Below are 24,478 nucleotides of genomic sequence, written 5' to 3' on the forward strand. Positions count from 1 at the left end.
CGGTAAACCTTGCGATTTGCCGGTCGTGCCTTTTTAACTTCGCCTGTCGGCCCCGCGCTATTCCCAGATTGATTGGAGCAACTCGAACCTCCCGCCCCCAGTGGCTCTCAGGCGTTTTCCCCGTTGACGCCTCGGGAAGCCCTGATAATTTGACCGGGCAGTCAAAATTTGGGCGTGAAGCCCCGGAAAGGGCCGTCAGCGGCCAGGAGAACAGATGTCCAATCGCCTCAATGCACCGAACGATCTCCGCGCCTTCTGGATGCCGTTCACGGCAAATCGCCAGTTCAAGAAGGAGCCGCGCATGTTCGTCGGCGCCAAAGACATGTATTATACGACCCATGACGGCCGTCAGGTGCTGGACGGCACTGCCGGCCTCTGGTGCGTCAACGCCGGCCACTGCCGCCCGAAGATCACCGAGGCGATCCGTGAGCAGGCCGGCGAGCTCGATTACGCCCCGGCCTTCCAGCTCGGCCACCCTAAGGCCTTCGAACTGGCAAACCGCCTGGTCGACATCGCTCCCGAAGGCCTGAACCACGTTCTCTACACCAATTCCGGATCCGAATCCGTCGAGACGGCGCTCAAGGTGGCGCTCGCCTATCACCGCATGAAGGGCAATGGGTCTCGCTTCCGCCTGATCGGCCGCGAGCGCGGCTATCACGGCGTCAACTTCGGCGGCATTTCCGTCGGCGGCATCGTCAGCAATCGCAAGATGTTCGGCACGCTGCTGACCGGCGTCGATCACATGCCGCATACCCACCAGCCCGGCAAGAACAACTTCACCCGTGGCGAGCCCGAGCATGGCGGCGACATCGCCACCGAGCTCGAGCGTATCGTCACCCTGCATGATGCCTCCACCGTTGCCGCCGTCATCGTCGAGCCGGTGGCCGGGTCCACCGGCGTCCTGATCCCGCCGAAGGGCTACCTGCAGAAGCTGCGCGAGATCTGCACCAAACACGGCATCCTTCTGATCTTCGACGAGGTCATCACCGGCTTCGGCCGCCTCGGCGCGCCCTTCGCCGCGCAATATTACGACGTCAAGCCCGACATGATCACCGCAGCCAAGGGACTGACCAATGGCGTCATTCCGATGGGCGCCGTCTTCGTCACCTCCGAAATCCATGATGCCTTCATGAACGGTCCGGAGCATATGATCGAGTTCTTCCACGGCTACACCTATTCCGGCAACCCGATCGCCTCCGCCGCCGCCCTCGCCACGCTCGACACCTACAAGGAAGAGGGGCTGCTAACACGCGCCGCCGAGCTTTCCGATTACTGGGCCGACGCGCTGCATTCACTGAAGGACTGCCCCAATGTCATCGACATCAGGAACACCGGCCTGATCGGCGCGATCGAACTCGATCCGATCGCTGGCGAGCCGACCAAGCGGGCCTTCACCGCTTTCCTGAAAGCCTATGAAACCGGCCTGCTGATCCGCACCACCGGCGATATCATCGCACTCTCTCCGCCGCTGATCATCGAGAAGCACCACATCGATGAACTCTTCGGCAAGCTGCGGACCATCCTGCAGAACAATATCTGAGAAAGTTCTCAAGCTTTCGGCATCATCGCCTGCGGCGGGCGCAAGTCCACGCAGGCCTTTTTTGATGGATCCACCTCAGGTCACGGCGGCGACCGACAGGCAGAGGGCGAATTTCTTCAGAAGCCGGCGATCGAAATGCCCTTCGTTACCAAGCATCCATTTCAGTGCCTGGCTGGCGGTCCATGGCGCCCTGTAGGGTCGCACCGAGGTGACGGCGTCATAGACGTCGCAAATCGCCGCAAGGCGCGCATGGAAGCTGACCTGCGTCTCGGAAAGTTTGCGGGGATAACCCTTGCCGTCGATCCGCTCATGATGGTTGAGACAAACGTCGAGAACGATCTCCGGCATGCCTTCCTGACGCGACAGGATTGCGTGTCCCTTTTCCGGATGGTCGCGGATCATCTTGATCTCGTCTTCGTCCAGGCGTCCTTCCTTGTTGAGCACCTCGAGCGGAATTTCGAGCTTGCCGACGTCGTGCAGCAATCCTGCTGTGCCGAGCATCTGCACGGTTGTCTCGTCAAGTCCGAGATGGCGGCTGAAAAGGATCATCAGCGCACTCACAGAAATGGAATGCAGGAACGTCACCTCGTCCCTGGATTTCAGGCGCGTAACGCTTAGGAAGACGGTCGGGTTCTGATCGATCGACTTGGAGACCGAGGAAATCACCGGCGCCACCTGATCGACGCTGATCCCATCGCCATGCTGCAACCGACCGAAAACGTTCTCCAGCACCTGCACGGATTTCTGAATCGTCTCGTGTGCGGCCTTGGTGTCGATCTCGATATTGCCAGTTGGCAGGCCATCAATATCGACGCCCCTGCTGGTATTGATGACTACGCCTGGAATGCCACTCTTGCGAAGAGTCAGGGCATCCATTTCACGGCGCAGGAGAAATCTTCTCTTGGACAGAAGAGGATCTTGCCACACACCCTCGATCGCCTCGACAAACATTCCGGTGCGCACCTGTCTGGCTTCGATACGCTTGAGCATGCAGATCTCTGTTCCTGAAATATCTCTCTGTTTATCGTCGACCGTTTTTGCATCGCAGCAATATATGCACGAACAATGATTCTACTCTGATTGGTAGAATCAAATGTTAATCTCAAACAAAATTGAAGTTCCAGATACGAGAGAACATCCGCTCATCCCTTATATGGGCTCCCCGAGCCTCCTCCGAAAAGCGGAAGACAGGGCCGGATCGAACGATTTTCGACGAAACCGTGCCGCGCTGCCTCGATTTTCGTTTCATTTTGTTATCATCTTGCGGAATCTCACCAAAATTCTTAGAAATCTTGCCGTTGCATCCATCCGAGCCAAATATGGCCGGAGGACGTATTGATCGCGCCGAAATCGATCGTCCTTGGCACAGCCTAGCGCTGTTGAACGATCCGGAAAGCCGGCGTAGCACCTCATCGCGGGTCAATGACCCCATCCAAGGAGACAGACTATGACCCTCAAGACATTGACGGCGACCCTCGTTGCGTCGCTCGCCTTTGCACCGCTTGCTCACGCCGATATCACCATCGGCCTGATTGCGCCGCTGACCGGTCCCGTCGCCGCCTATGGCGACCAGGTAAAGAACGGCGCTCAGACCGCCGTCGACGAGATCAACAAGAAGGGCGGCATTCTCGGCCAGAAGGTTATCCTCGAATTGGCCGACGATGCCGGCGAACCCAAGCAGGGTGTTTCCGCCGCCAACAAGGTCGTCGCCGACGGCATTCGCTTCGTCGTCGGCCCGGTCACCTCGGGTGTCGCCATTCCGGTGTCGGACGTGCTGGCTGAAAACGGCGTGCTGATGGTCACTCCGACTGCGACGGCCCCCGACCTGACCAAGCGCGGTCTTACCAACGTGCTGCGCACCTGCGGGCGCGACGACCAGCAGGCCGAAGTTGCCGCCAAATACGTGCTGAAGAATTTCAAGGACAAGCGCGTCGCCATCGTCAACGACAAGGGCGCCTACGGCAAAGGCCTCGCCGACGCCTTCAAGGCGACGCTGAACGCCGGCGGCATCACCGAAGTCGTCAACGACGCGATCACCCCTGGTGACAAGGACTTCAGCGCGCTCACCACCCGCATCAAGTCGGAGAAAGCCGACGTCGTCTATTTCGGCGGTTACCACCCTGAAGGCGGCCTGCTCGCCCGCCAGCTGCATGACCTCGCCGCCAACGCCACGATCATCGGTGGCGACGGCCTCTCCAACACCGAATTCTGGGCAATCGGCACGGATGCCGCCGCCGGCACGGTCTTCACCAACGCCTCGGACGCAACGAAGAGCCCGGATTCCAAGGCCGCAGCCGAGGCGCTCGCTGCCAAGAACATCCCGGCCGAAGCCTTCACGCTCAACGCCTATGCCGCTGTCGAAGTGCTGAAGGCCGGCATCGAGAAGGCCGGCAGCGCCGAGGATGGTGCAGCCGTCGCGGCCGCTCTGAAGGACGGCAAGGAGATCCCGACCGCTATCGGAAAGGTCACCTATGGCGAAACCGGCGACCTGACCTCGCAAAGCTTCTCGCTCTACAAGTGGGAAGGCGGCAAGATCGTTTCCGCCGAGTAAGCCACGACATCGAGACAGCGACCGGGCGCCACCACGGCGCCCGGTTTTGTTTGCAGGCATCGCATGTCGCCGCAGATCGGCTATAACTTCGGAATCGGTTGCAATGTGAGCAATGCCATGACCAGCAGACTTGAGCGTTTCATCGACCAGGGCGTCGGCCGCGTGCCGGCCGATATCGTGCTGAAGGGTGGGCACTTCTTCGATCTCGTCACCGGCGAACTCGTCGAGTCGGACATCGCCATCGGCGGCGATCGCATCGTCGGCACTTCGGGCAATTATCAGGGTGAAACCGAGATCGACATATCGGGAAAAACAGTCGTTCCCGGCTTCATCGACACGCATCTGCACATCGAATCTTCGCTCGTCACACCGCATGAATTCGACCGCTGCGTTCTGCCCTACGGCGTCACCACCGCGATCTGCGATCCGCACGAAATCGCCAATGTGCTCGGCGCAGCCGGCATCGAGTTCTTTCTCCAATCCGCGCTCGAGACGATAATGGACATCCGCGTCCAGCTCTCCTCCTGCGTTCCGGCAACCCATCTCGAAACCTCCGGCGCCGATCTGCCGATCGAGCGCCTCCTGCCCTTCCGCCACCATCCGAAGGTCATCGGCCTTGCCGAATTCATGAATTTCCCCGGCGTGATCCACAAGGATCCCGTCTGCATGGCCAAGCTCGACGCCTTCCAGGGCGGCCACATCGACGGTCACGCGCCGCTGCTGACCGGCAACGACCTCAACGGTTACCTCTCGGCTGGCATCCGCACCGAGCATGAATGCACGACCGCCACCGAGGCGCTGGAAAAGATCCGCAAAGGCATGCATATCCTCGTGCGCGAGGGCTCGGTATCCAAGGATCTTGCCGCGCTGATGCCCATTATCACCGAGCGGCTTTCACCCTTCCTGGCGCTCTGCACCGACGATCGCAATCCGCTCGATATCGCCGAACAGGGCCATCTCGATCACATGATCCGCACGGCGATCGCAAGCGGCGTCGAGCCCTTGGCGATCTACCGCGCCGCCTCGATCTCGGCCGCCCGCGCCTTCGGCCTCAGGGACCGGGGCTTGGTCGCGCCGGGCTGGCGCGCCGACCTGGTGATACTCGAGAGCCTGGAAGATTGTCGTGCCGACATGGTCTTTTCCGCCGGCCGCCGCGTCACCGATGCGCTCTTTTCCTCACGCAGACCGGTTGCACCGATCGGCCTCGACAGCGTCAAGGCCCGGCCCGTCAACGCCGCCCATTTCGGCGTGTCGGTCGCCGAGGGCGAAACGCCAGTTATCGGCGTCATGCCGGGCAAGATCATCACCGAGCATCGCCGCTACCGCCTGCCCGTCAGGGGCAACGAGACGGCGGTCGACCTTGCCAACGACATCATCAAGGTCGCCGTCATCGAGCGCCATGGCAAGAACGGCAACCACGCCAACGGCTTCGTCCAGGGCTTTGGCCTGAAGAAAGGCGCGATCGCCTCCACCGTCGGCCATGACAGCCACAATATCTGCGTCGTCGGCGTCAGCGAGGAAGACATGGCGCATGCCGCAAACCGCCTCGGCGAGATCAAGGGCGGCTTCGTCGTTGTCGAAGATGGCAAGGTTACCGGCGAAATCGCCCTGCCCATCGCCGGCCTGATGAGCCTCGAGCCCTATGAAACGGTCCGCGATACGCTGCACCATCTGCGCAAGGCCGCCTTCGCTCTCGGCGCCACGTTGGAGGAACCCTTCCTCCAACTCGCCTTCCTGCCGCTGCCGGTCATCCCGCACCTGAAAATATCCGACCGCGGCATGGTTGATGTGGACAAGTTCGCACTGATCGGGTGATACAACTGATATGGCATACGAGATTTCGTGAGAGCGGATATCCAAATCTCAAACCGCGTGATGCCTCGTCGTCAGTTCAAGCCCGATCTCCTGCGCGGCGATAGCGTGGACATCAGACCCGCGCACAGAACCCGTCCAGCGCCGCAAGCTTCGCCAGCCCCGAAGCCGACACCGGTTCAAAGCCCGGCATCTCAAGCGGTTCGCCCAGCACCAAGCCCTCAGGCAGGCGGAATTCCGCCGGCTTGCGCGTCAGGTTGAAAACGAAGAGCAGTTTTTCCCCGTCCTTTTCGCGGGTGAAGACGAGCAGATCCTGGTTGGTGCCGATGAAGGTCATCTCGCCGTCGATCAGCGCCGGGTGTTTTTTTCGGAATGCGAGCGTCTTGCGGTAGTGATGCAGCACCGAGCTGTCGTTCCCCTCCTGCGTATCCACGGAAAGTGCCGCCTGCTCGTAAGGCACCGGCAACCAGCTCTTTTCTGCAGACGTGAAGCCCGCATGCGCCTTGCCGGCCTCCCAGGGCATCGGTGTGCGGCATCCGTCGCGGCCTTTGAAGGCCGGCCAGAAGCGGATGCCGTAGGGATCACGCAGATCCTCGAAGGCGAGCTCCGCCTCCGGCAGACCGAGCTCCTCGCCCTGGTAGAGGCAGATCGAGCCGCGCAACGCCGCAAGCACCGAGATCGCCAGCTTGGCGATGACGGGCCGCTCATCGGCCGTCAGCGCAAAGCGGCTGACATGGCGCATGACGTCGTGGTTTGAAAAAGCCCAGCAGACCCAGCCGTCGGTCACTGACTTCTGGAAAGCCTCGACGCAGCCGCGAATATGCTCGGCGGTGAAATCCGGTCCCAAGAGGTCGAATGTGTAGCACATATGCAGCTTATCGCCGCCGCTGGTATAGGCGGCCACCGTCTTCAGCGAACGCCCGCCGTCGCCGACTTCACCGACGGTCGTACGATCCTCGTATTGGTCAAGCAGCAACCGGAAGCGTTTGAGGAAATCGACGTTTTCCGGTTGCGTCTTGTCGTAGAGGTGGTTTTGCATGCCATAGGGATTGCTGTCGGGCGCATCGAGGCCGGCATCATCCTCATCAGGCTCATGCGGCGGATTGCTTCTGAGCTGCTTGTCGCAGAAATAATAGTTGACGGTATCCAGCCGGAAGCCGTCGACGCCGCGGTCGAGCCAGAACTTCACCGTCTCCAGCACCGCATCCTGCACGGACTTGCTGTGGAAATTCAGGTCCGGCTGCGAGGTCAGAAAATTGTGCTGGTAATATTGCCGGCGCACGCCGTCCCACTCCCAGCCCGGCCCGCCGAAGATCGACAGCCAGTTATTCGGCGCCGTGCCATCCGGCTTCGGGTCGGCCCAGACATACCAGTCCGCCCTGGGATTGGTCCGGCTTGTCCGGCTCTCGACGAACCACGGATGCCGGTCGGACGTGTGCGAGATTACCTGATCGATGACGACCTTGATGCCGAGCCCGTGCGCCTCGGCCATCATCTCGTCGAAATCGGCGAGCGTCCCAAAGATCGGGTCGACATCGCAATAATCGGAAACGTCATAACCCATGTCGGCCATCGGCGACTTGAAGAAGGGCGAAAGCCAGATCGCGTCGACGCCGAGGCTGGCAATATGCGGCAGCCGGCGGGTGATCCCCTTGAGGTCGCCGAGCCCGTCGCTGTTGGTGTCCTGAAACGAGCGCGGGTATACCTGATAGATCACCGCGCCGCGCCACCAGTCCGCATTCCCGCCTGCTTGCAATGCCATCGACTAAATCTCCTGCCTCGTCTGCGCCGCCACACTAAAGCGGACGGGGCAAAAGACAACCAGGGTGGGGCCTTAATGGAGGCGGTTAGGAGGGCAGCGACGCGTCGTCGCGATCCGACAAGGAGGAGACGCATATAGGCTTATCCACAACCCGTTTCCAGCGTCCGGATTTGGGGTTGCAACGCGATTCCTTTGCGATAAGGTGCGCGCTGACCTGCACGTAAGAGGTCAAACGTCGGGAACAGATGTCTAATAAAGGCGCAAAGCCTAGAAAGGTGGACCCACCATGAACCAGTTCACGAAAAAATTTCTCGCCTCTGCAATGCTTGGCACATTGCTGGCGTTTTCGGCGCATGCCGCCACACTGAATATTCACAATGGTGGCGACCCGCAGTCGCTCGATCCGCAGAAGCTTTCCGGAGACTGGGAAAATCGTATCGCCGGCGACATCTTCGAAGGTCTGGTCACCGAGGACGCCAAGGATAATCCGGTCCCCGGCCAGGCAGAAAGCTGGACGATTTCGCCTGATGGCAAGGTTTACACCTTCAAACTTCGCGACGGCATCAAGTGGTCCGATGGCCAGCCGGTAACGGCGGGAGACTTCGTCTTCGCCTTCCAGCGCCTCGTCGACCCGAAGAACGCCGCCGATTATGCCTATCTGCAGTTCACCATCAAGAATGCCGAAAAGATCAACAAGGGTGAGATCACCGATCTCAACGAGCTCGGCGTCAAGGCGATCGATGACAAGACACTCGAAATCACCCTTGAAAATCCGACCCCCTATTTCCTCAATGCCCTGATGCATTACACCGCCTATCCGCTGCCCAAGCACGTCGTCGAGGCGAAGGGGCAGGATTGGGTCAAGATCGGCAACATCGTTACTAACGGTCCGTATAAGCCGGTCGAATGGGTTCCGGGCTCGCATGTCACCACGGTCAAGAACGACCAGTGGTACGGCGCCAAGGACCTGAAGATCGACGGCGCGAAGTTCTTCGTGCTCGAAGACCAGGAAGCCGCGCTGAAACGCTACCGCGCCGGCGAATTCGATATCCTCACCGACTTCCCGACCGACCAGTACGAGTGGATGAAAAAGAACCTGCCTGGCCAGGCGCATGTGGCGCCCTTCTCCGGCCTCTACTACTACGTAATCAATTCGACCAAGCCGCCCTTCGCCGACAAGCGCGTGCGCCAGGCTCTCTCCATGGCGATCAACCGCGAAGTCATCGGCCCGCAGATTCTCGGCACCGGCGAACTGCCGGCCTATTCCTGGGTTCCGCCGGGTACCGCAAACTACGGCGAACCGGCCTACGTCTCCTGGAAGGACCTTCCTTATAAGGACAAGGTCGAAGAAGCCAAGAAGCTGCTGAAGGAAGCCGGTTTCGGTCCGGATCATCCGCTGACTGCCGAGCTCAAATACAACACCAACGACAACCACAAACGCATCGCCGTTGCGATCGCCTCGATGTGGAAGCCGCTCGGCGTCAATGTCGAACTCGTCAATGCCGAGACCAAGGTGCACTATGACCAGTTGCAGCGCGGCGAGGTGCAGATCGGCCGCGCTGGCTGGCTCGCCGATTACAACGATCCGGACAATTTCCTGAATCTCCTGGTCACAGGCGTCCAGATGAACTACGGCCGCTGGTCCAATCCCGAGTACGACAAGTTGATCAAGGACGGCAACGCCGAGACGAATCTGAAAAAGCGCGCCGAAATCTTCAAGAAGGCCGAGCAGCTGGCGCTGGATGATTCCGCCGCCCTGCCGATCTACTACTACGTTTCGAAGAACGTCGTTTCTCCGAAGATCGAAGGCTTCGTCGACAACATCCAGGACATCCACCGCACCCGTTGGCTGTCGATGAAAGAGTAAGGGAAAACGGTCCTTCTCGCGCACTGCTGGAAGGACCGGCCCACGACCATGATCAAATACGCCCTCCGTCGATTGCTTTCGACGATCCCCGTTCTGTGGATCGCCGTCACAGCCTGCTTTTTCGTTTTGCGCCTTGCCCCCGGCGGCCCGTTCGATGGCGAAAGGCCATTGCCGCCGGTGATCCTGAAGAACCTCGCGATCCACTACAATCTCGACAAGCCGTTGATTCAGCAGTACCTGATCTATGTCGGTGACCTGCTCCGGGGCGATCTCGGCCCCTCCTTCGCCAGCGAGGATTTTACCGTCGCACAGCAGATCATGATCGGTCTGCCCTACACCTTCACCATCGGCACGGCCGCCTTCGTGCTCGCCATCATCATCGGCGTCGCCGTTGGCTGTCTTGGGGCGCTCTACCAGAACAAGACGCCGGATTACATTCTCGGTGCTCTCATCCTGGTCGGCGTCGTGCTGCCGAACTTCCTGATCGCGCCGATCCTGCAGCTTATCTTCGGCATCCATCTCGCCTGGTTTCCGGTCGGCGGCTGGGGTGACGGCTCGATCAAATACCTGGTCCTGCCGATCGTCGTTCTGGCTCTGCCGCATGCAGGCCGCATCTCGCGCATCACCCGTGGCTCGATGATCGAGGTGATGAACCAGAACTTCATCCGAACAGCCAAGGCCAAGGGCATCGGCCCGCGGCTGACGGTAATGCGTCATGCGCTGAAACCGGCGTTGATGCCTGTCGTTTCCTATCTCGGGCCGGCGGCAAGCTATCTTCTCACTGGTTCGCTCGTTGTCGAAAGCATCTTCGGATTGCCCGGCATCGGCCGCTACTTCGTCAACGCAGCGCTGAACCGCGATTACGGCATGGTTCTCGGCACGGTCATTTTCTACATGGTGCTGATCGTATTCCTGAACCTTCTGGTCGATATCGCCTATGCCTGGCTCGACCCGAAAGTGAGAAACCGATGATCCTCAACCCCGCAAAACGCGAGCTGCTCGCCCAGGAGCTTCTGGAAGCGGAGGGCCTGGCACCCGAAGGCCGTTCGCTCACTAAGGATGCACTGCGCCGTCTCGGGCGCAACAAGGCGGCCGTCCTATCGATCGTGGTCCTGGCGCTGTTGATCCTCGCCGCCTTCCTCGGCCCCTGGTTCATTCCTTTCAACTACGAGGATCCTGATTGGGCCGCCTTCCGCATCCCGCCCTCGATTGAGACCGGCCATTATTTCGGCACCGACCCGAACGGCCGCGACCTTCTCGCTCGCGTGCTTTACGGCACCCGCATCTCCCTTGCTGTGGCGCTGACGGCGACCGTCGTCTCGGTCGTCATCGGCGTACTTTACGGTGCGATTTCGGGCTATATTGGCGGCAGGCTGGACGCGATCATGATGCGCTTCGTCGACATCATGTACGCGTTCCCCTACATCCTCTTCGTCATCCTGCTGATGGTAATTTTCGGCCGCAACGTCTATCTGCTTTTCGCCGCGATCGGCGCGCTGGAATGGCTGACCATGGCCCGCATCGTGCGTGGCCAGACGCTGTCGATCAAGCACCGGGAATTCATCGAGGCGGCCCGTGCCTCCGGGCAGAGACCGCTCAAGATCATCCTCAAGCACATCATTCCGAACCTCGTCGGACCCGTAGTGATCTTCGCAGCACTGACCGTGCCCGAGATCATCGCCACCGAAAGCTTTCTTTCCTATCTCGGCTTCGGCGTCCAGGAACCGCTGACCTCGCTCGGCACGCTGATCGCCGAGGGGAGCGATGCCATGGAAAGCATGCCGTGGCTGCTGATCTTCCCGGCAAGCTTCCTCGTGGCGCTACTGCTCAGTCTGCTCTTCATCGGCGACGGCCTGCGCGATGCGTTCGACCCGAAGGATCGCTAGAATGCCCCATGAAACGCAGAAAGAAATACTCCTTGAACTCAAGGACTATTCGATCACCTTCAAAACACCTGACGGCGAGGTGAAGGCGGTCTCGAACATCAATCTCACCGTCCGGCGCGGCGAACGCATCGCCATCGTCGGCGAATCCGGCTCCGGCAAGAGCCAGACCTTCCTCGGCATCATGGGCCTGCTCGCCAAGAACGGCAGGACGACGGGCCAGGCCTTGCTCGAAGGCAAGGACGTACTGTCGCTGAAGCCGCGCGCGCTCGACCAGATCCGCGGCAAGGACATGGCGATGGTTTTCCAGGACCCTATGACCGCCTTGAACCCGTCGCTGAAGATCTCCCGGCAGCTGACGGAACAGCTCGAGGTCCACCGCGGCCTGACGGCGCGAGCTGCATCCGAGGCGGCCCTCGACATGCTGAAACGCGTCGGCATCCCCGACCCGACGCGGCGCTTCCATCTCTATCCCCATGAGCTTTCCGGCGGCATGCGCCAGCGTATCGTCATTGCCATGGCGCTGCTTACCAAACCGAAGCTGCTGATCGCCGACGAACCGACGACGGCGCTCGACGTCACCATCCAGGCACAGATCCTCGATCTGTTCAACGATCTGACGGCGGAGATGAACACGGCACTCATCATGATCACCCACGATCTCGGCGTCGTCGCCGGCCTCGCCGACCGCGTCGCCGTTATGTATGCCGGCCGCATCGTCGAGGAAGCGCCCGTCGACGAACTCTTCGACAACCCGGCCCATCCCTATACGGCGGCGCTTCATGCCTCGATCCCGCGGCCGGACCAGGATGTCGACGATCTCGTCGTCATCCCCGGGCGCCCGCCGAACCTGCAGCACCTGCCGAAGGGCTGCAATTTCTCGCCGCGCTGTTCCCAGGTCCAGGACGATTGCATCGACCGTCCGCCGTCACTCGAAACACTGGCGCCGCGCCACTGCGCCGCCTGCTACCATCCCTTCCCGCGTCGTGAGGAGTTGCTGAGCCATGGCTGAACGATCGCTTCTGCGGGTCGAGAACCTGACGACCCAGTTCGAACTGCCGGCGAAGGGCCTGTTCAAACCGCCGATTTTCCTCACCGCCGTCAACAATGTCAGCTTCGACCTCGCAGAAGGCCGCACACTCGGCATTGTCGGCGAATCCGGCTGCGGCAAGTCCACGCTCGGCCGCTCCATCCTGCGGCTGCTGAAATCGCAGAAGGGCCGCATCCTCTGGCAGGGCCGCAACCTTCTCGACCTGTCTGAAGAGGAAATGCGCGCCGCCCGCCGCGACATGCAGATCATCTTCCAGGATCCGATCGCCTCGCTCGACCCGCGCATGACGGTCGGCGACATCATCGCCGAGCCGCTCACCGTCTTCGAGCCGAAACTTTCGAAGGCCGGGCGCACCGAACGCGTCCGCGAGATCATGACCGCCGTCGGCCTGGTGCCGGAGATGATCAACCGTTATCCGCACGAATTTTCCGGCGGCCAGGCGCAACGCATCGGCATTGCCCGCGCCGTCATCACCAAACCGAAGCTCATCATCTGCGATGAGCCGGTTTCGGCTCTCGACGTTTCGATCCAGGGCCAGGTCATCACGCTTCTGCGCAAGCTGCGCAAGGAATTCGGCCTGACGCTGATCTTCATCAGCCACGATCTTTCCGTCGTGCGGCTGATCTCCGACGATGTTCTGGTGCTCTATCTCGGCAGGGTGGTGGAAGCCGGCGACTGCGCCACCGTCTTCGATCATCCGGCTCACCCCTATACGCAGGCGCTGTTTTCCGCAGCACCGATCCCGGATCCGAAGCTCGCGCGGCTGCGCACCCGCATCCGCCTGCAGGGCGATCCGCCCTCGCCGCTCAACCCGCCGAAAGGCTGCGTCTTCTCGCCGCGCTGCTGGAAGGCGACCGATATCTGTCGCACCGAAATGCCGCCGACCGAGGAAGTCCGCCCCGGTCAGAAGGCCGCCTGTTATCATATGGACAGGCCATGAGCGGCCACGCAACTTCAGGATGAAGCGCTTGGAAAAGCGGACTTATTTTGGGTTCTAAAATCCCCGATAAGAAAGATTTATCCGCGCACGTGCTATTTCTTTCCCGCCCAATCAAGGGCTGGGGAACGCATATATGAGATCGAAACTATCAGGATTGATCGCGGTTGCGGCCGCGATTATCGCTGCCTCCGCCGCTTCGTCGCATGCCGAAGATCTGAAGTTCAAGCTGACCAACGGCACGAACTCCGTCCTGGCGCGCTTCTACAGCGCTCCAACCGGCGTCGACAACTGGGAAGAGGACGTCTTCGGCGATGAAGTTCTCAATCCGGGCGAAAGCATGGACATCACCATCGCCGATGGCCGCACCGTCTGCAAATACGATATGCGCTTCGAGTTCGAGGAAGGATCAAACCTCGAAACCACCGAAGATACGCAGGATCTTTGCCAGATGGGCAGCTACACCATCCACGAATAGGCAGCCCTCGCAGCGCCCGCCTTCGCCGCGTCTCGAGGGCGGGCTTTTACCTCCCGCGATATCGGCGCCAATGATATCAGCGCTTGTCACTCTGGCTGGCTCCGCGTATCAGCGATGAAGAGCAATGCCGGGAGGGCAAGGTGAGCAGACGGTTTCTATCGATCGGTGAATGCATGGTGGAACTCTCGCAGGCAGGTGACGGCCTGCTGCGCAAAGGTTTCGCCGGCGATACGTTCAACACCGCTTGGTATGCCCGCGCCTGCCTTGCCGCCGACTGGTCGGTCGATTATTTCACCGCCCTCGGCGAGGACGCCATGTCGGATGAGATGGTGGCCTTCATCGACAAGGCAGGCATCGGCACCAGCCTTATTCACCGCATCAAGGGCAAGACGCCCGGCCTTTACATGATCAACCTGAAAAACGGCGAGCGCTCCTTCAGCTACTGGCGCGATAATTCGGCTGCCCGCAGCCTCGCGGCCGACCCGGATCGCCTGCGTGAGGCGGTGGAAAGCGCTGATGTCGTCTATTTCTCCGGCATCACCCTTGCCATCCTGCCGCCGGAGGATGCCACGACGCTGCTCGCCGAAATCCGCCGCGCCAAGGCCGCCGGCAAGCTGGTGGTGTTCGACCCGAACATCCGCCCCCGCCTGTGGTCGAGCTATGACATCATGCACACGACGATCAGCGAGGGCGCTCGCTCGTCCGTGCTCGTGATGCCGAGCTTCGACGACGAGGCCGCCCATTTCGGTGATGATTCCATCGAGGCGACGATCCACCGCTATCGCGGACTCGGCGCCGCCGACGTCGTCGTCAAGAACGGCGCGGATGGGGTGAGATTGAACTTTGCCGGCGAAGAGAGCTTCGTTCCGGCCGAAAAGGTGGAGAAGGTGGTCGATACCACCAGCGCGGGCGACAGTTTTAACGGCGCCTTCCTCGCACACTATCTTGAAACAGAGGACGCAACCGCAGCAGCCGGCTTCGCCGCAGGCGTTGCAGCCCACGTCGTCAGTGAACACGGCGCGCTGGTGGCAAAGGACAAGCTTGGATTGAAGGGCGGCTGACCCGCACGCGCAAGCGCGCTCGCCTGTTGAAGTTTTTGCCCCGGGTTGCGGGGATAAAAAATCAGGACTTCGTCGGCCGATCGGACTCGCGAACCGCCTCGTCATGATACCAGCAGCTGTCAAGCGCTGCGTCGCAGACGTCGGCTGCCTCGCGTTCCATCAGCCGGGCGCGTTCGAACCGATTGGCGGTCCGCGTCGGCTTAACGGGAAACTGGTAGATCGTTGCAGATTCACGGTGGATACCGGTGGGCATGAGATCGCCTCCATTCAGTTCGGCGCATCAACATTCAAGGCTACGACCATAACACGGTGCCCATAGTTTATGCAAATTGCACAAATTATATGCGTCAATATATTATGATTGATCGATATGCTGTCTGCGCCGAGAGCGTCCGCCTATTTGTTCAACACTTCATCACTCCCAAGCTAACGCCGAAATTTTCATCCGGTTCCGCAGCGAAAAACTCGGTTTCCTGCTGATGATACGGCCTTCCCCCGTCAAAACGGGGTGGTTTCGGCAAAAGAAAACGCATGTTGGCCTGCCGATTTGCGATTTTTTCTTCTCCCTCAGCCAAACTGGCACGCTACGTGCTTTTAAAGTGTCATCCCCTGGCGGTCGGATGCGCTTTACGCGCCGAAATCGCTTCCGGATTTGCTCACCTTTGTCGCATTGAGAGAGTCACGATGACAAAATATAAGCTCGAGTATATTTGGCTCGATGGGTACACTCCGGTACCGAACCTGCGTGGCAAGACGCAGATCAAGGAATTCGACGTATTCCCGACGCTGGAACAGCTTCCGCTCTGGGGCTTCGACGGTTCGTCGACCATGCAGGCCGAAGGCCGCAGTTCCGATTGCGTGCTGAAGCCCGTCGCCATCTATCCCGACCCGGCCCGCACCAACGGCGCGCTCGTCATGTGCGAAGTGATGATGCCCGATGGCGTCACGCCGCACTCGAGCAACGCTCGCGCAACCATTCTCGACGATGAAGATGCCTGGTTCGGTTTCGAGCAGGAATACTTCTTCTACCAGAACGGCCGTCCGCTTGGCTTCCCCGAGCAGGGCTACCCGGCTCCGCAGGGTCCATATTACACCGGCGTCGGCTATTCGAACGTCGGCGACGTCGCCCGTGAAATCGTCGAAGAACATCTCGACCTCTGCCTCGCTGCCGGCATCAACCACGAAGGCATCAATGCCGAAGTGGCCAAGGGCCAGTGGGAATTCCAGATTTTCGGCAAGGGCTCCAAGAAAGCCGCCGACCAGATCTGGATGGCTCGCTACCTGCTGCAGCGCCTGACCGAAAAGTACGGCATCGACATCGAGTATCACTGCAAGCCGCTCGGCGACACCGACTGGAACGGTTCGGGCATGCATTGCAACTTCTCGACCAAGTTCATGCGCGAAGTCGGCGGCAAGGCCTATTTCGAAGCGCTGATGGCGCAGTTCGAAACGAACCTGATGGACCACATCGAAGTCTACGGTCCCGACAACGACAAGCGCCTGACCGGCAAGCACGAAACGGCACCGTGGAACAAGTTCTCCTACGGCGTTGCCGACCGTGGCGCTTCGATCCGCGTCCCGCACTCCTTCGTCAAGAACGATTACAAGGGCTATCTGGAAGACCGCCGTCCGAACTCTCAGGGCTGCCCCTACCAGATCGCTTCGCAGGTTCTGAAGACGATTTCGGAAGTTCCGACTGCAAGCTCGGCTTCCGCCGCCGCTTAACCTTCCAAACGGCGCCGGTCCACGACCGGCGCCGTCGTTCGTTCCGCACGAAAGCCGCGATCGACCGCTGACATAATCGCGGGAATCCGGCGGCTGAAAGCCCTGCAACCGCTGGCATGCGGCTGTAATATTTCCATCATGATCATGCCTCAAAATAGGCAGGCGGGAATCGCCGTTCCGGAACCCCGCTTTGGGGCTAAGCGTTGCATATCGAGGCAACGCGGATGGAAATTGTGACATGCTGCAACGTCCAGCAAACACTCATCATGGCGAGAGCTGGGCCAATGCTACAGCCGCCGGCAACCTGCCCGAACGTCTGGTGATCGTCACCGATGCCTGGCATCCGCAGGTCAACGGCGTCGTGCGCTCGATCGAGAACACCAACCGCGAATTGGCGACGATGGGCGTTGCGGTTTCGATGGTCACGCCGGAGCGCTTCAACAGCATCCCCTGCCCGACCTATCCCGAAATCCGCCTGTCGATCGCCAATTACCGCCGCATCGCCCGCGAGATCGAAAAACACAATCCTTCCTATGTGCATATCGCCACCGAAGGCCCGCTGGGGCTGACCGCTCGCCGCTGGTGCCTGCGTAAGGGCATGCCCTTCTCCACCAGCTATCACACGCGCTTTCCCGAATATGTTTCCGCCCGCTTGCCGATACCGCAGAGCTGGCTTTATGCCTTCGTACGCTGGTTCCATAATGGCGGCGCTGGGTGCATGGTCGCGACGCCGAGCCTTGCTCGCGAGCTTGCTGCACGCGGCATCAAGAACCTCATGCCCTGGACCCGGGGCATTGACGCCACGCAATTCCATCCGATGCCTCTTGAAGAGAAGCCATTCGGCCTTCCTCGCCCGATCTTCATGACGGTCGGCCGCGTGGCCCTGGAAAAGAACCTGCCGGCCTTTCTTGATCTCGACCTGCCGGGTTCGAAGGTTGTGGTGGGCGAAGGCCCGGCACGCGCCGAGCTGGAGCAGCGGTATCCCGAGGTGCACTTTACCGGCGTGAAATTCGGCGAGAATCTGGCGAACGCCTATGCCCAGGCCGATGTCTTTGTCTTTCCCTCGCTCACCGACACTTTCGGCAACACCATCCTCGAAGCGCTGGCATCGGGCGTGCCGGTCGCAGCCTATCCGGTCACCGGCCCGCTCGATATCATCGGCGAAGACAGCGACGTCGGCGCGCTGGACCAGGACCTTCAGGCCGCTTGCCTTGCCGCGCTTTCCGCCTCGCGCGGCAAGGCGCGCGAGCTTGCCATGCAATATTCCTGGGAAGCGGCGACGCTGCAGTTCATCAACAACATCCGCGCTGCCAACGGCGTCATCACGCCGAAATGGAAGAAGGCTTGGCAATTTGCCAAGTCACTTCCAAGAAGCAGAAAGCCCGGCGAAACCGCCGGGCCTCTCCCCTCCGCGGACTAATCCGTCCTACTTGTGCAAAGCGTTGCGAAGCGTGTCGTTCGCAACCGCAATCGCGCTGCGTGCAGCAGGCGTTTCGGCAATGGCGTTCAAGAGCACGAAATCGTGGATCGTGCCGTTGTAACGCATTGACGTGACTCGGACGCCAGCCTGGCTGAGTTTGCGGGCATAGGCCTCGCCCTCGTCGCGCAGCACGTCGTTCTCGTCGACGATGACCAACGCCGGCGGCAGGCCGTTCAACTGCTCCAACGAGGCTTGCAGCGGCGAAGCCGTCGGCTCCTTGCGCTTGGCTTCGTCGGGCAGGTAGGCGTTCCAGAACCACTTCATCGCTTCCTTGGTCAGCCACGGGCCATTGGCGAACTGGTTATAGGAACCGTTGTCGAAATTGGCGTCCGTGACCGGGTAGAACAGCACTTGCTGGTCGATGGCGGGACCGCCGCGCTCCTTGGCAAGCAGCGTCACCACCGCCGCCATGTTGCCACCGACGCTGTCGCCTGCGACCGCGAGCCTGCCGGCATCGACGTTGAGCTCCTTGGAATGCTCGGCGACATATTTGGTTGCGGCATAGGCCTGCTCGATGGCAACGGGATAACGGGCCTCCGGCGAGCGTTCGTAATCGACGAAGACGACGGCGGCATTGGCGCCGTTGGCGATCTCGCGCACCAGCCGGTCATGCGTATCCGCATCGCCGAGCACCCAGCCGCCGCCATGGAAATAGAGGATGACCGGCAGCGTGCCATTGGCCTGTTCCGGGCGGACGATACGCAGCTTGATGCTGCCGGTCGGGCCTGTTTTGATGACCTTATCCTCTTCCTGCGCCGCAGGCTTCTTCACATCGCCCTTCTGCGCGCCGGCCAGAACATTGCGGGCATCGGTCGGCGATAGCGTATAGATCGGCTTGCCGCCGGCAAGGCCATCGATGAACTTCTGCGTTGTCGGCTCGAGTACCGGATCAGCAAGCGCGCCGGCGGCGGAGGCTGCCAGGAGTGCTGCTGCGGAAACTGCGGTCTTGATGGTCGACATTGTCTTGTCCTCTCGGTTCCGTGTTCGGCGTAAACACGGCTTTTGTATCGCGCACGACTATTTATTGCACAATCTACATATCCGCATATCTGCCATGCCAAAAAGACGCTTGCGATTATTTATCGTACGATATAAACTCGCTCAGTTCTGGAGATGACCATGCAGGATCAGCTGAAGCTCGACGATTTCATCTGCTTCGCCGTCTATACGGCAAGCCATGCGCTGAACCGCGTTTACAAGCCGCTTCTCGACGCACTCGGCCTCACCTATCCGCAATATCTGGCCATGGTCGCGCTGTGGGGACAGGACGGCCAGACCGTCGGCGGCCTCGGCGAAAAGCTCTTCCTGGAATCGAGCACGCTGACCCCTCTGCTCAAACGCCTGGAAAGCGCCGGCTATATCAGGCGCGAACGCAGCCGCGAGGACGAGCGCGTCGTCGTCATCCGCCTCAGCGAAGAAGGCAAGCGGCTGAAGGAAAAAGCGACTGGCATACCGGGCTGCATCGCCGAGGCCAGCGGTCGCGATGCAGCGGATCTTACTCGGCTACAGGCTGAGATCGTGGCGCTACGCGAGGCGCTGAATAAGAGCGTGGCTTAGGTTCAAGACGATCGAGATAGGTCGTACCTGGGGTTACCCCCTCTGCCCTGCCGGGCATCTCCCCCACAAGGGGGGAGATCGACTCGCGGATAGCATCTCCCCAAACAATTGATGCTGGAGCGAGCGGGTCCGCCCAGCCGATCTCCCCACCTGTGGGGGAGATGCCCGGCAGGGGTAACCCCAGGCACGACACGAACGGATATTCCACAAACGCCAACTGGCGCCCCAAGAACCCCTACGTCCGCCTCTTCTTGCCTTCAAACGGATTCTCAGCCGAACGGAAATGAATACGGATCGGCACGCTCGGCATGTCGAAATCGGCACGCAGCCCGTTAATCAGATAACGCGTATAGGATTCCGGCAGCGCGTCGGAGCGCGTGCAGGAAATCATGAAGGCCGGCGGGCGAGCCTTGACCTGCGTCATGTACTTCAGCTTGATGCGGCGGCCGGAAACGGCCGGTGGCGGATGCTGGATCTGTTGCGTTTCCAGCCAGCGATTGAGCTTCGCCGTCGAAATGCGCTTGTTCCAGATCATGTCGGTGTCGATGATCGACTGCATCAGCTTGTCGAGGCCCCAGCCGGTCTGGCCGGAGATCGGCACCGCGCGGATGCCCCGTGCCTGCGGCAGCAGCCGATCGGTCTTTTCGCGAAGGTCCGCAAGCACCGCCTGCCGGTCCTCGATCATATCCCACTTGTTGAAAGCGAGAACGGCCGCGCGGCCCTCGCGCAGCACCAGGTCGACGATCTGCAGGTCCTGCTTCTCGAAGGGGATCGTCGCATCGAAGACGATCACCACTGTCTCAGCGAAACGGATGGCGCGCAACGCGTCGGCGACAGAGAGCTTTTCCAGCTTCTCGATCACCCTGGCCTTGCGTCGCATGCCTGCCGTATCGAACATCTTGATGGTGCGGCCGCGCCAATCCCATTCGACCGAGATGGAATCGCGAGTGATGCCCGCCTCCGGCCCGGTCAAAAGCCGGTCCTCACCGAGGAAACGGTTGATCAGCGTCGACTTGCCGGCATTCGGCCGCCCGACGATCGCCACGCGCAAAGGCTTGGTGTCGTCATAGGCAGGCTCTTCGTCCTCATCGCTGCCCTCGCCTTCAGACTGAGGAATGTCGACGTTGGTGACGGCGACCTCCTCCTTCGCCGGATAAGCCCGGTCCTTGCCGATAGCCTCGACGATCGCATCACGCAGATCGAGCATGCCCTCGCCGTGTTCGGCCGAAATCGGCGTCGGCTCGCCAAGCCCGAGCGTGTAGGCGTCGTAGAAGCCGCTGTCGGAGCCGCGCGCCTCGGATTTGTTGGCGACGAGAACCACCGGCTTGCCGCGCCGGCGCAGCATTTCGGCAAGATCGGTATCGACGGGCGTCAATCCGCTCTTAGCGTCGACGATGAAAAGCGAAAGATCCGCCTCGTCGATCGCCGCTTCCGTCTGGGCGCGCATCCGGCCCTGCAGGCTTTCCGCGTCGGCCTCTTCCAGACCGGCCGTGTCGATAATGGTGAAGGTCAGGCCCATCAGCCGCGCATCACCCGGACGGCGGTCGCGGGTCACACCCGGCGTGTCATCGACGAGCGCCAGCTTCTTACCCACCAGGCGGTTAAAAAGGGTCGACTTGCCGACATTCGGACGACCGACGATCGCGACCGTGAAACTCATTCTTTTTCCTTAAAACTCAGCCCTGCGCGGCGGGCGCCTTGCCGGATGCGGTGATGAGATCAAGCATCATGTGGGCGCGATTGGCAACATTGCGCGGGCTGTCGGTATCATCGACGATCGACTGGAACCACTGCCGAGCCTGCGCCATGTTGCCGCCCTTAAAGGAAGCAAGGCCGAGCGCTTCGCGTGCCGAATGGCGGAAAGCGTTGCCTGGGACGGCCATTTCCTCGATCGCGGCCGAAACCTGTTCGTAAGAGCCGTTTTCGATGAGCAGCCAGCCGGCCCGCATTTTGGCGGCATCGCGCACGGCGGCCGGAACACCATTGTCCTTGCCGATCTCGTTGAAGGAAGCGATCGCCGCAGCGGTATCGCCCTTCTGGACTTCGACAGTCGCGGCCCGCATGCGCGCCAGCACCGGATAAGCGCCGTGGCCTTCCTTTTCGAGCTTGTCGAGCGCGGCCAGCGCCTCGTCATTCTTGTTCTCGTCGGCAAGCTTCATCGCCGCCAGGAACTGGTCACCGGCGCCCGAGGAGCGGGTATCGTCCCAATATTGGAAGAGAACCTTGCCGGCGGTGCCGGCGACGATCAGGATGGCGACGACGATGATATAGCGGCCGAACCGGCGCCAGACGCCCTTCATCTGGTCGGAGCGCAATTCCTCATTGACTTCACGGATGAAGCTGTCGTCGTTGAATGCCATTCTCGTCTCCGGCCGCGGAAATACCTATACGTTGTGCAAAACGCACATTGTCGGGCCTTCTACTCCATTTTGCCGCCGTTGTAAGGGGGATATGAAAGATTAGAGCGCCGCGCGTCTTTTCAGACGCGCCAAGGACGCTCTAACACTTTGAATCCGCGTATAATCCTTTCCAAAAATCGGAATCGATTTTCGGGGGTATGCGCAGGTCACATGGCGAGCGGCGAAACGCCGATCAGCCATTCGTGCAGCTTCCAGATGATCAGCGCCCAGACGACGATGCCGATGATAACGGCATAGAGGTCGTATTTGGCCGAGACGAAGGGCCGAAGCACGATCTCGCCCGCCCGCTGCCGTCTTTTCAGCGAGATGCGCAGGATGACGCCCCAGGCGAGGAAGGCCGCAAACAACAGCACCGACGACGTTTCACCATTGGCGAGCAGATGGGCAAGCGCCCAGATTTTCACCGACAGCACCATCGGATGTTTGGTCTTGGTGGCGATATGCCCCGCCGGCAATAGCGAGGCGACGAGACAGATCGTTGCGATCAGCATCAGCGTGATCGTGATATGCGCCATCCAGACCGGCGGATTGTAAAGCATTCCGGTTACTTCACGCGCCCGCCCGAAGCCGTAGATCAATAGGATCAGCGTCGCCAGACTCGCGATGGAATAGGCCGCCCGCCACCCCTTTTCGCCGAGGCTTGCGATCATCGAACGGCGGAAGCCGGGCGATACCACCCGCACCAAATGCACCCCGAGGAAAAGTATAATGCCGACGATAAGCAAAGTCATTGCGGGTCCCTTCCGTGCCGTTTGTCATGGCTTACCGGCTGGCGTGAAAAAATGCCAGTAAGACCGCAGCTTCGCCGCAATTCTATCGGAGGGAAATCGCGAACAAATTGTCGCGGTGTCCATGTCTCGTCATCTCCTCTCCACCTGTCTGGCTGTGTCGTTCCTCCTGCCGACGATGGCAGAGGCGGCCGACCGGCCGAAACAGCTGGTCATCATTTCGTTCGACGGCGCCCACGACAATGCGCTCTGGCTGAAGAGCCGCGAGATGGCCGCGAAGAACGGCGCCCACTTTACCTATTTCCTCTCCTGCACTTTCCTGATGAACGAGGCGGCGAAGAAGGCCTACCAGGCGCCGCATCAGAAGCGCGGCAAATCCAATGTCGGCTTCGCCCAGAGCGACGACGAGATCCGCGAAAGGCTCGGCAATATCTGGCACGCCCATCTCGAAGGCCACGACATATCGAGCCATGCCTGCGGCCATTTCGATGGCCGTCTCTGGAGCGAGGCCGACTGGTCGGCCGAATACGCCACCTTCCACGCGACGTTGAAAAATGCCTGGACAAGCGTCGGCCTCCAGGAGCCGGCCGGCTGGCGGGATCTGGTCGACCATGGCATCAAGGGTTTTCGCGCACCCTATCTTTCCGCAACGGCGGGCGCCGATATGATCGCCGCCGAAAAGAAGGCGGGTTTCAGCTATGACGCAAGCCTCGTCACCAAAGGTCCGGCCATGCCGGTCGAGGAAGACGGCATCATCCGCTTCGGCCTGCCGCTGATCCCCGAGGGCCCGAGCGAAAAGCCGATCATCGGCATGGACTACAATCTCTTCGTCCGCCATTCCAAGGGTGAAGAAGACAGAGTGGACAGCGCTGCCTTCGAGGAGCGCGCCTATTCGGCCTTCAAAGAAGCTTTCGACAAACAATATGCCGGCGGCCGCACCCCCCTCCAGCTCGGCTTCCACTTCGTCGAAATGAACGGCGGCGCCTACTGGCGCGCCCTCGACCGGTTGGTCGGCGACGTCTGCCATCGCGCCGACGTCGCCTGCGTCAGCTATTCCGAAGCGATCTCGCTGATCGAGGCCCGCGGGAAATTGCAGCAGTCGTCAGGGCTGTAATAAGTTATTTTTGGAATGAGGTGTGGTGCCGTGTGGGGCCCTCATCCGGCTGCCGCCACCTTTGTAACTTCCCTTTACCCGCTATTGGCGTAGTACTGCCTGTTGCGGTGGCGGATGGAAGACCGTTGCACCTTTGGGACACCAAGCCCGTGGGAGAGCCTGGGTCTCCGTCCGCCGTTCCATTGAACCCGAACAGTCGCCGGGGCCGCTTGCGAAAGCAAAGCCCGCTTAGGCAAGGATGGGATCAGATGGAGATGAATGAGAGGGTGGTTGTCGGTATCGATGTTTCCAAGGACCGATTGGACGTGTCGCTGCACCCTTCAGGCGAGCACTTCGCGGTCAGCAACGACCACGCCGGCCTTGAGGAATTAATCACCGGGCTGGTCGCCTCCAGGCCGACGATCGTCGGCCTGGAGGCGACCGGCGGCTACGAGATGTTAGCGGCGGGTAGCCTGTCGGCAGCTGGTTTTGGGGTGGTTGTTGTCAATCCGGCGCAGGTGCGCGCCTTTGCC

The 24,478-nt window shown here is 60.7% G+C and carries 22 protein-coding genes; 15 read left to right on the forward strand and 7 right to left on the reverse strand.

What is annotated here, in order from left to right:
- Positions 1 to 214 precede the first annotated feature (214 nt).
- A complete protein-coding gene (locus HJB82_RS28030; RefSeq protein WP_221142112.1) occupies positions 215 to 1,540 on the forward strand; it encodes an aspartate aminotransferase family protein in 1,326 nt (441 codons plus the stop codon).
- A gap of 75 nt (positions 1,541 to 1,615) precedes the next feature.
- Here HJB82_RS28030 and HJB82_RS28035 read toward each other — a convergent pair whose 3' ends face one another.
- The gene (locus HJB82_RS28035) at positions 1,616 to 2,530 is read right to left on the reverse strand and encodes an HD-GYP domain-containing protein (RefSeq protein WP_221142114.1); all 915 of its coding nucleotides are present in this window, start codon (positions 2,528 to 2,530) and stop codon (positions 1,616 to 1,618) included.
- 457 nt (positions 2,531 to 2,987) lie between these two features.
- Between HJB82_RS28035 and HJB82_RS28040 the strand changes: the two genes are divergently transcribed.
- Positions 2,988 to 4,091 carry a branched-chain amino acid ABC transporter substrate-binding protein gene (locus HJB82_RS28040; RefSeq protein ID WP_207581344.1) on the forward strand — a complete coding sequence of 368 codons (1,104 nt, stop codon included), beginning with the start codon at positions 2,988 to 2,990 and terminating at the stop codon, positions 4,089 to 4,091.
- Positions 4,092 to 4,208: 117 nt separating this feature from the next.
- Complete coding sequence (gene ade / locus HJB82_RS28045) at positions 4,209 to 5,906, forward strand: adenine deaminase (RefSeq protein ID WP_221142116.1); 1,698 nt, start codon at positions 4,209 to 4,211, stop codon at positions 5,904 to 5,906.
- Between the two features lie 112 nt (positions 5,907 to 6,018).
- On the opposite strand, the gene HJB82_RS28050 is transcribed toward ade, so the two are convergent.
- Complete coding sequence (locus HJB82_RS28050) at positions 6,019 to 7,665, reverse strand: alpha-glucosidase family protein (RefSeq protein ID WP_221142118.1); 1,647 nt, start codon at positions 7,663 to 7,665, stop codon at positions 6,019 to 6,021.
- 286 nt (positions 7,666 to 7,951) lie between these two features.
- Between HJB82_RS28050 and HJB82_RS28055 the strand changes: the two genes are divergently transcribed.
- The 7 genes from HJB82_RS28055 (at position 7,952) to HJB82_RS28085 (ending at position 14,942) form a co-directional block, all read left to right on the forward strand.
- The gene (locus HJB82_RS28055; RefSeq protein WP_221142120.1) at positions 7,952 to 9,532 is read left to right on the forward strand and encodes a peptide ABC transporter substrate-binding protein; all 1,581 of its coding nucleotides are present in this window, start codon (positions 7,952 to 7,954) and stop codon (positions 9,530 to 9,532) included.
- 48 nt (positions 9,533 to 9,580) lie between these two features.
- Positions 9,581 to 10,504 carry an ABC transporter permease subunit gene (locus HJB82_RS28060; RefSeq protein WP_207581348.1) on the forward strand — a complete coding sequence of 308 codons (924 nt, stop codon included), beginning with the start codon at positions 9,581 to 9,583 and terminating at the stop codon, positions 10,502 to 10,504.
- Entirely contained in the window at positions 10,501 to 11,418 is a 918-nt protein-coding gene (locus HJB82_RS28065; protein WP_207581349.1) for an ABC transporter permease subunit, read from the forward strand. The genes HJB82_RS28060 and HJB82_RS28065 overlap by 4 nt, the downstream gene beginning before the upstream one ends.
- Before the next feature lies 1 nt (position 11,419).
- The gene (locus HJB82_RS28070) at positions 11,420 to 12,427 is read left to right on the forward strand and encodes an ABC transporter ATP-binding protein (RefSeq protein WP_207581350.1); all 1,008 of its coding nucleotides are present in this window, start codon (positions 11,420 to 11,422) and stop codon (positions 12,425 to 12,427) included.
- A complete protein-coding gene (locus HJB82_RS28075; protein WP_207581351.1) occupies positions 12,420 to 13,406 on the forward strand; it encodes an ABC transporter ATP-binding protein in 987 nt (328 codons plus the stop codon). Before HJB82_RS28070 ends, HJB82_RS28075 begins: the two co-directional genes overlap by 8 nt.
- 133 nt (positions 13,407 to 13,539) lie before the next feature.
- The gene (locus tag HJB82_RS28080) at positions 13,540 to 13,881 is read left to right on the forward strand and encodes a hypothetical protein (protein WP_207581352.1); all 342 of its coding nucleotides are present in this window, start codon (positions 13,540 to 13,542) and stop codon (positions 13,879 to 13,881) included.
- A gap of 140 nt (positions 13,882 to 14,021) precedes the next feature.
- Positions 14,022 to 14,942, forward strand: a complete 921-nt coding sequence (locus HJB82_RS28085) for a sugar kinase (RefSeq protein WP_221142122.1) — start codon at positions 14,022 to 14,024, stop codon at positions 14,940 to 14,942.
- Between the two features lie 61 nt (positions 14,943 to 15,003).
- On the opposite strand, the gene gstI is transcribed toward HJB82_RS28085, so the two are convergent.
- Entirely contained in the window at positions 15,004 to 15,195 is a 192-nt protein-coding gene (gene gstI / locus HJB82_RS28090) for a glutamine synthetase translation inhibitor GstI (protein WP_221142124.1), read from the reverse strand.
- Positions 15,196 to 15,626: 431 nt separating this feature from the next.
- Between gstI and HJB82_RS28095 the strand changes: the two genes are divergently transcribed.
- A complete protein-coding gene (locus HJB82_RS28095) occupies positions 15,627 to 16,667 on the forward strand; it encodes a glutamine synthetase beta-grasp domain-containing protein (RefSeq protein WP_207581354.1) in 1,041 nt (346 codons plus the stop codon).
- Between the two features lie 238 nt (positions 16,668 to 16,905).
- Entirely contained in the window at positions 16,906 to 18,087 is a 1,182-nt protein-coding gene (locus tag HJB82_RS28100) for a glycosyltransferase family 1 protein (protein WP_207581355.1), read from the forward strand.
- A gap of 6 nt (positions 18,088 to 18,093) precedes the next feature.
- Here the strand turns inward: HJB82_RS28100 and HJB82_RS28105 are convergent, their stop codons facing one another.
- Positions 18,094 to 19,107: an alpha/beta hydrolase gene (locus HJB82_RS28105; RefSeq protein WP_207581356.1), complete on the reverse strand. Its 1,014-nt coding sequence runs from the start codon at positions 19,105 to 19,107 to the stop codon at positions 18,094 to 18,096.
- A 159-nt stretch (positions 19,108 to 19,266) separates the two neighbouring features.
- Here HJB82_RS28105 and HJB82_RS28110 point away from each other — a divergent pair, with 159 nt between their 5' ends.
- Positions 19,267 to 19,704: a MarR family winged helix-turn-helix transcriptional regulator gene (locus HJB82_RS28110; protein WP_207581357.1), complete on the forward strand. Its 438-nt coding sequence runs from the start codon at positions 19,267 to 19,269 to the stop codon at positions 19,702 to 19,704.
- Between the two features lie 235 nt (positions 19,705 to 19,939).
- Here the strand turns inward: HJB82_RS28110 and der are convergent, their stop codons facing one another.
- The 3 genes from der to HJB82_RS28125 all read right to left on the reverse strand — a co-directional run bounded on the left by der (position 19,940) and on the right by HJB82_RS28125 (position 22,855).
- Positions 19,940 to 21,364, reverse strand: a complete 1,425-nt coding sequence (gene der / locus HJB82_RS28115; protein WP_207581358.1) for a ribosome biogenesis GTPase Der — start codon at positions 21,362 to 21,364, stop codon at positions 19,940 to 19,942.
- A 16-nt stretch (positions 21,365 to 21,380) separates the two neighbouring features.
- Entirely contained in the window at positions 21,381 to 22,064 is a 684-nt protein-coding gene (locus HJB82_RS28120) for a tetratricopeptide repeat protein (protein ID WP_221142126.1), read from the reverse strand.
- Between the two features lie 206 nt (positions 22,065 to 22,270).
- Positions 22,271 to 22,855 carry an NnrU family protein gene (locus HJB82_RS28125; RefSeq protein WP_221142127.1) on the reverse strand — a complete coding sequence of 195 codons (585 nt, stop codon included), beginning with the start codon at positions 22,853 to 22,855 and terminating at the stop codon, positions 22,271 to 22,273.
- A 121-nt stretch (positions 22,856 to 22,976) separates the two neighbouring features.
- Here HJB82_RS28125 and HJB82_RS28130 point away from each other — a divergent pair, with 121 nt between their 5' ends.
- Together HJB82_RS28130 and HJB82_RS28135 are read left to right on the forward strand one after the other, a co-directional pair.
- Positions 22,977 to 23,966, forward strand: coding sequence for a polysaccharide deacetylase (locus HJB82_RS28130; protein ID WP_207581361.1), 990 nt, complete (start codon positions 22,977 to 22,979; stop codon positions 23,964 to 23,966).
- Between the two features lie 248 nt (positions 23,967 to 24,214).
- A partial coding sequence (locus tag HJB82_RS28135; protein WP_221142129.1) for a transposase occupies positions 24,215 to 24,478 on the forward strand: 264 nt, incomplete at its 3' end.

Source organism: Rhizobium sp. NZLR10 (assembly GCF_019685125.1).
In the GTDB taxonomy this organism is placed as follows: domain Bacteria; phylum Pseudomonadota; class Alphaproteobacteria; order Rhizobiales; family Rhizobiaceae; genus Rhizobium.

What these genes read in the sequence shown, in the direction of transcription:
- HJB82_RS28105 (WP_207581356.1), bottom strand. Translation starts at nt 19,107, where the DNA reads ATGTCGACCATCAAGACCGCAGTTTCCGCAGCAGCACTCCTGGCAGCC.
- HJB82_RS28110 (WP_207581357.1), top strand. Translation starts at nt 19,267, where the DNA reads ATGCAGGATCAGCTGAAGCTCGACGATTTCATCTGCTTCGCCGTCTAT.
- HJB82_RS28095 (WP_207581354.1), top strand. Translation starts at nt 15,627, where the DNA reads ATGACAAAATATAAGCTCGAGTATATTTGGCTCGATGGGTACACTCCG.
- HJB82_RS28125 (WP_221142127.1), bottom strand. Translation starts at nt 22,855, where the DNA reads ATGACTTTGCTTATCGTCGGCATTATACTTTTCCTCGGGGTGCATTTG.
- HJB82_RS28065 (WP_207581349.1), top strand. Translation starts at nt 10,501, where the DNA reads ATGATCCTCAACCCCGCAAAACGCGAGCTGCTCGCCCAGGAGCTTCTG.
- HJB82_RS28070 (WP_207581350.1), top strand. Translation starts at nt 11,420, where the DNA reads ATGCCCCATGAAACGCAGAAAGAAATACTCCTTGAACTCAAGGACTAT.
- HJB82_RS28120 (WP_221142126.1), bottom strand. Translation starts at nt 22,064, where the DNA reads ATGGCATTCAACGACGACAGCTTCATCCGTGAAGTCAATGAGGAATTG.
- HJB82_RS28130 (WP_207581361.1), top strand. Translation starts at nt 22,977, where the DNA reads ATGTCTCGTCATCTCCTCTCCACCTGTCTGGCTGTGTCGTTCCTCCTG.
- HJB82_RS28080 (WP_207581352.1), top strand. Translation starts at nt 13,540, where the DNA reads ATGAGATCGAAACTATCAGGATTGATCGCGGTTGCGGCCGCGATTATC.
- HJB82_RS28030 (WP_221142112.1), top strand. Translation starts at nt 215, where the DNA reads ATGTCCAATCGCCTCAATGCACCGAACGATCTCCGCGCCTTCTGGATG.
- ade (WP_221142116.1), top strand. Translation starts at nt 4,209, where the DNA reads ATGACCAGCAGACTTGAGCGTTTCATCGACCAGGGCGTCGGCCGCGTG.
- HJB82_RS28040 (WP_207581344.1), top strand. Translation starts at nt 2,988, where the DNA reads ATGACCCTCAAGACATTGACGGCGACCCTCGTTGCGTCGCTCGCCTTT.
- gstI (WP_221142124.1), bottom strand. Translation starts at nt 15,195, where the DNA reads ATGCCCACCGGTATCCACCGTGAATCTGCAACGATCTACCAGTTTCCC.
- der (WP_207581358.1), bottom strand. Translation starts at nt 21,364, where the DNA reads ATGAGTTTCACGGTCGCGATCGTCGGTCGTCCGAATGTCGGCAAGTCG.
- HJB82_RS28060 (WP_207581348.1), top strand. Translation starts at nt 9,581, where the DNA reads ATGATCAAATACGCCCTCCGTCGATTGCTTTCGACGATCCCCGTTCTG.
- HJB82_RS28055 (WP_221142120.1), top strand. Translation starts at nt 7,952, where the DNA reads ATGAACCAGTTCACGAAAAAATTTCTCGCCTCTGCAATGCTTGGCACA.
- HJB82_RS28100 (WP_207581355.1), top strand. Translation starts at nt 16,906, where the DNA reads ATGCTGCAACGTCCAGCAAACACTCATCATGGCGAGAGCTGGGCCAAT.
- HJB82_RS28075 (WP_207581351.1), top strand. Translation starts at nt 12,420, where the DNA reads ATGGCTGAACGATCGCTTCTGCGGGTCGAGAACCTGACGACCCAGTTC.
- HJB82_RS28050 (WP_221142118.1), bottom strand. Translation starts at nt 7,665, where the DNA reads ATGGCATTGCAAGCAGGCGGGAATGCGGACTGGTGGCGCGGCGCGGTG.
- HJB82_RS28035 (WP_221142114.1), bottom strand. Translation starts at nt 2,530, where the DNA reads ATGCTCAAGCGTATCGAAGCCAGACAGGTGCGCACCGGAATGTTTGTC.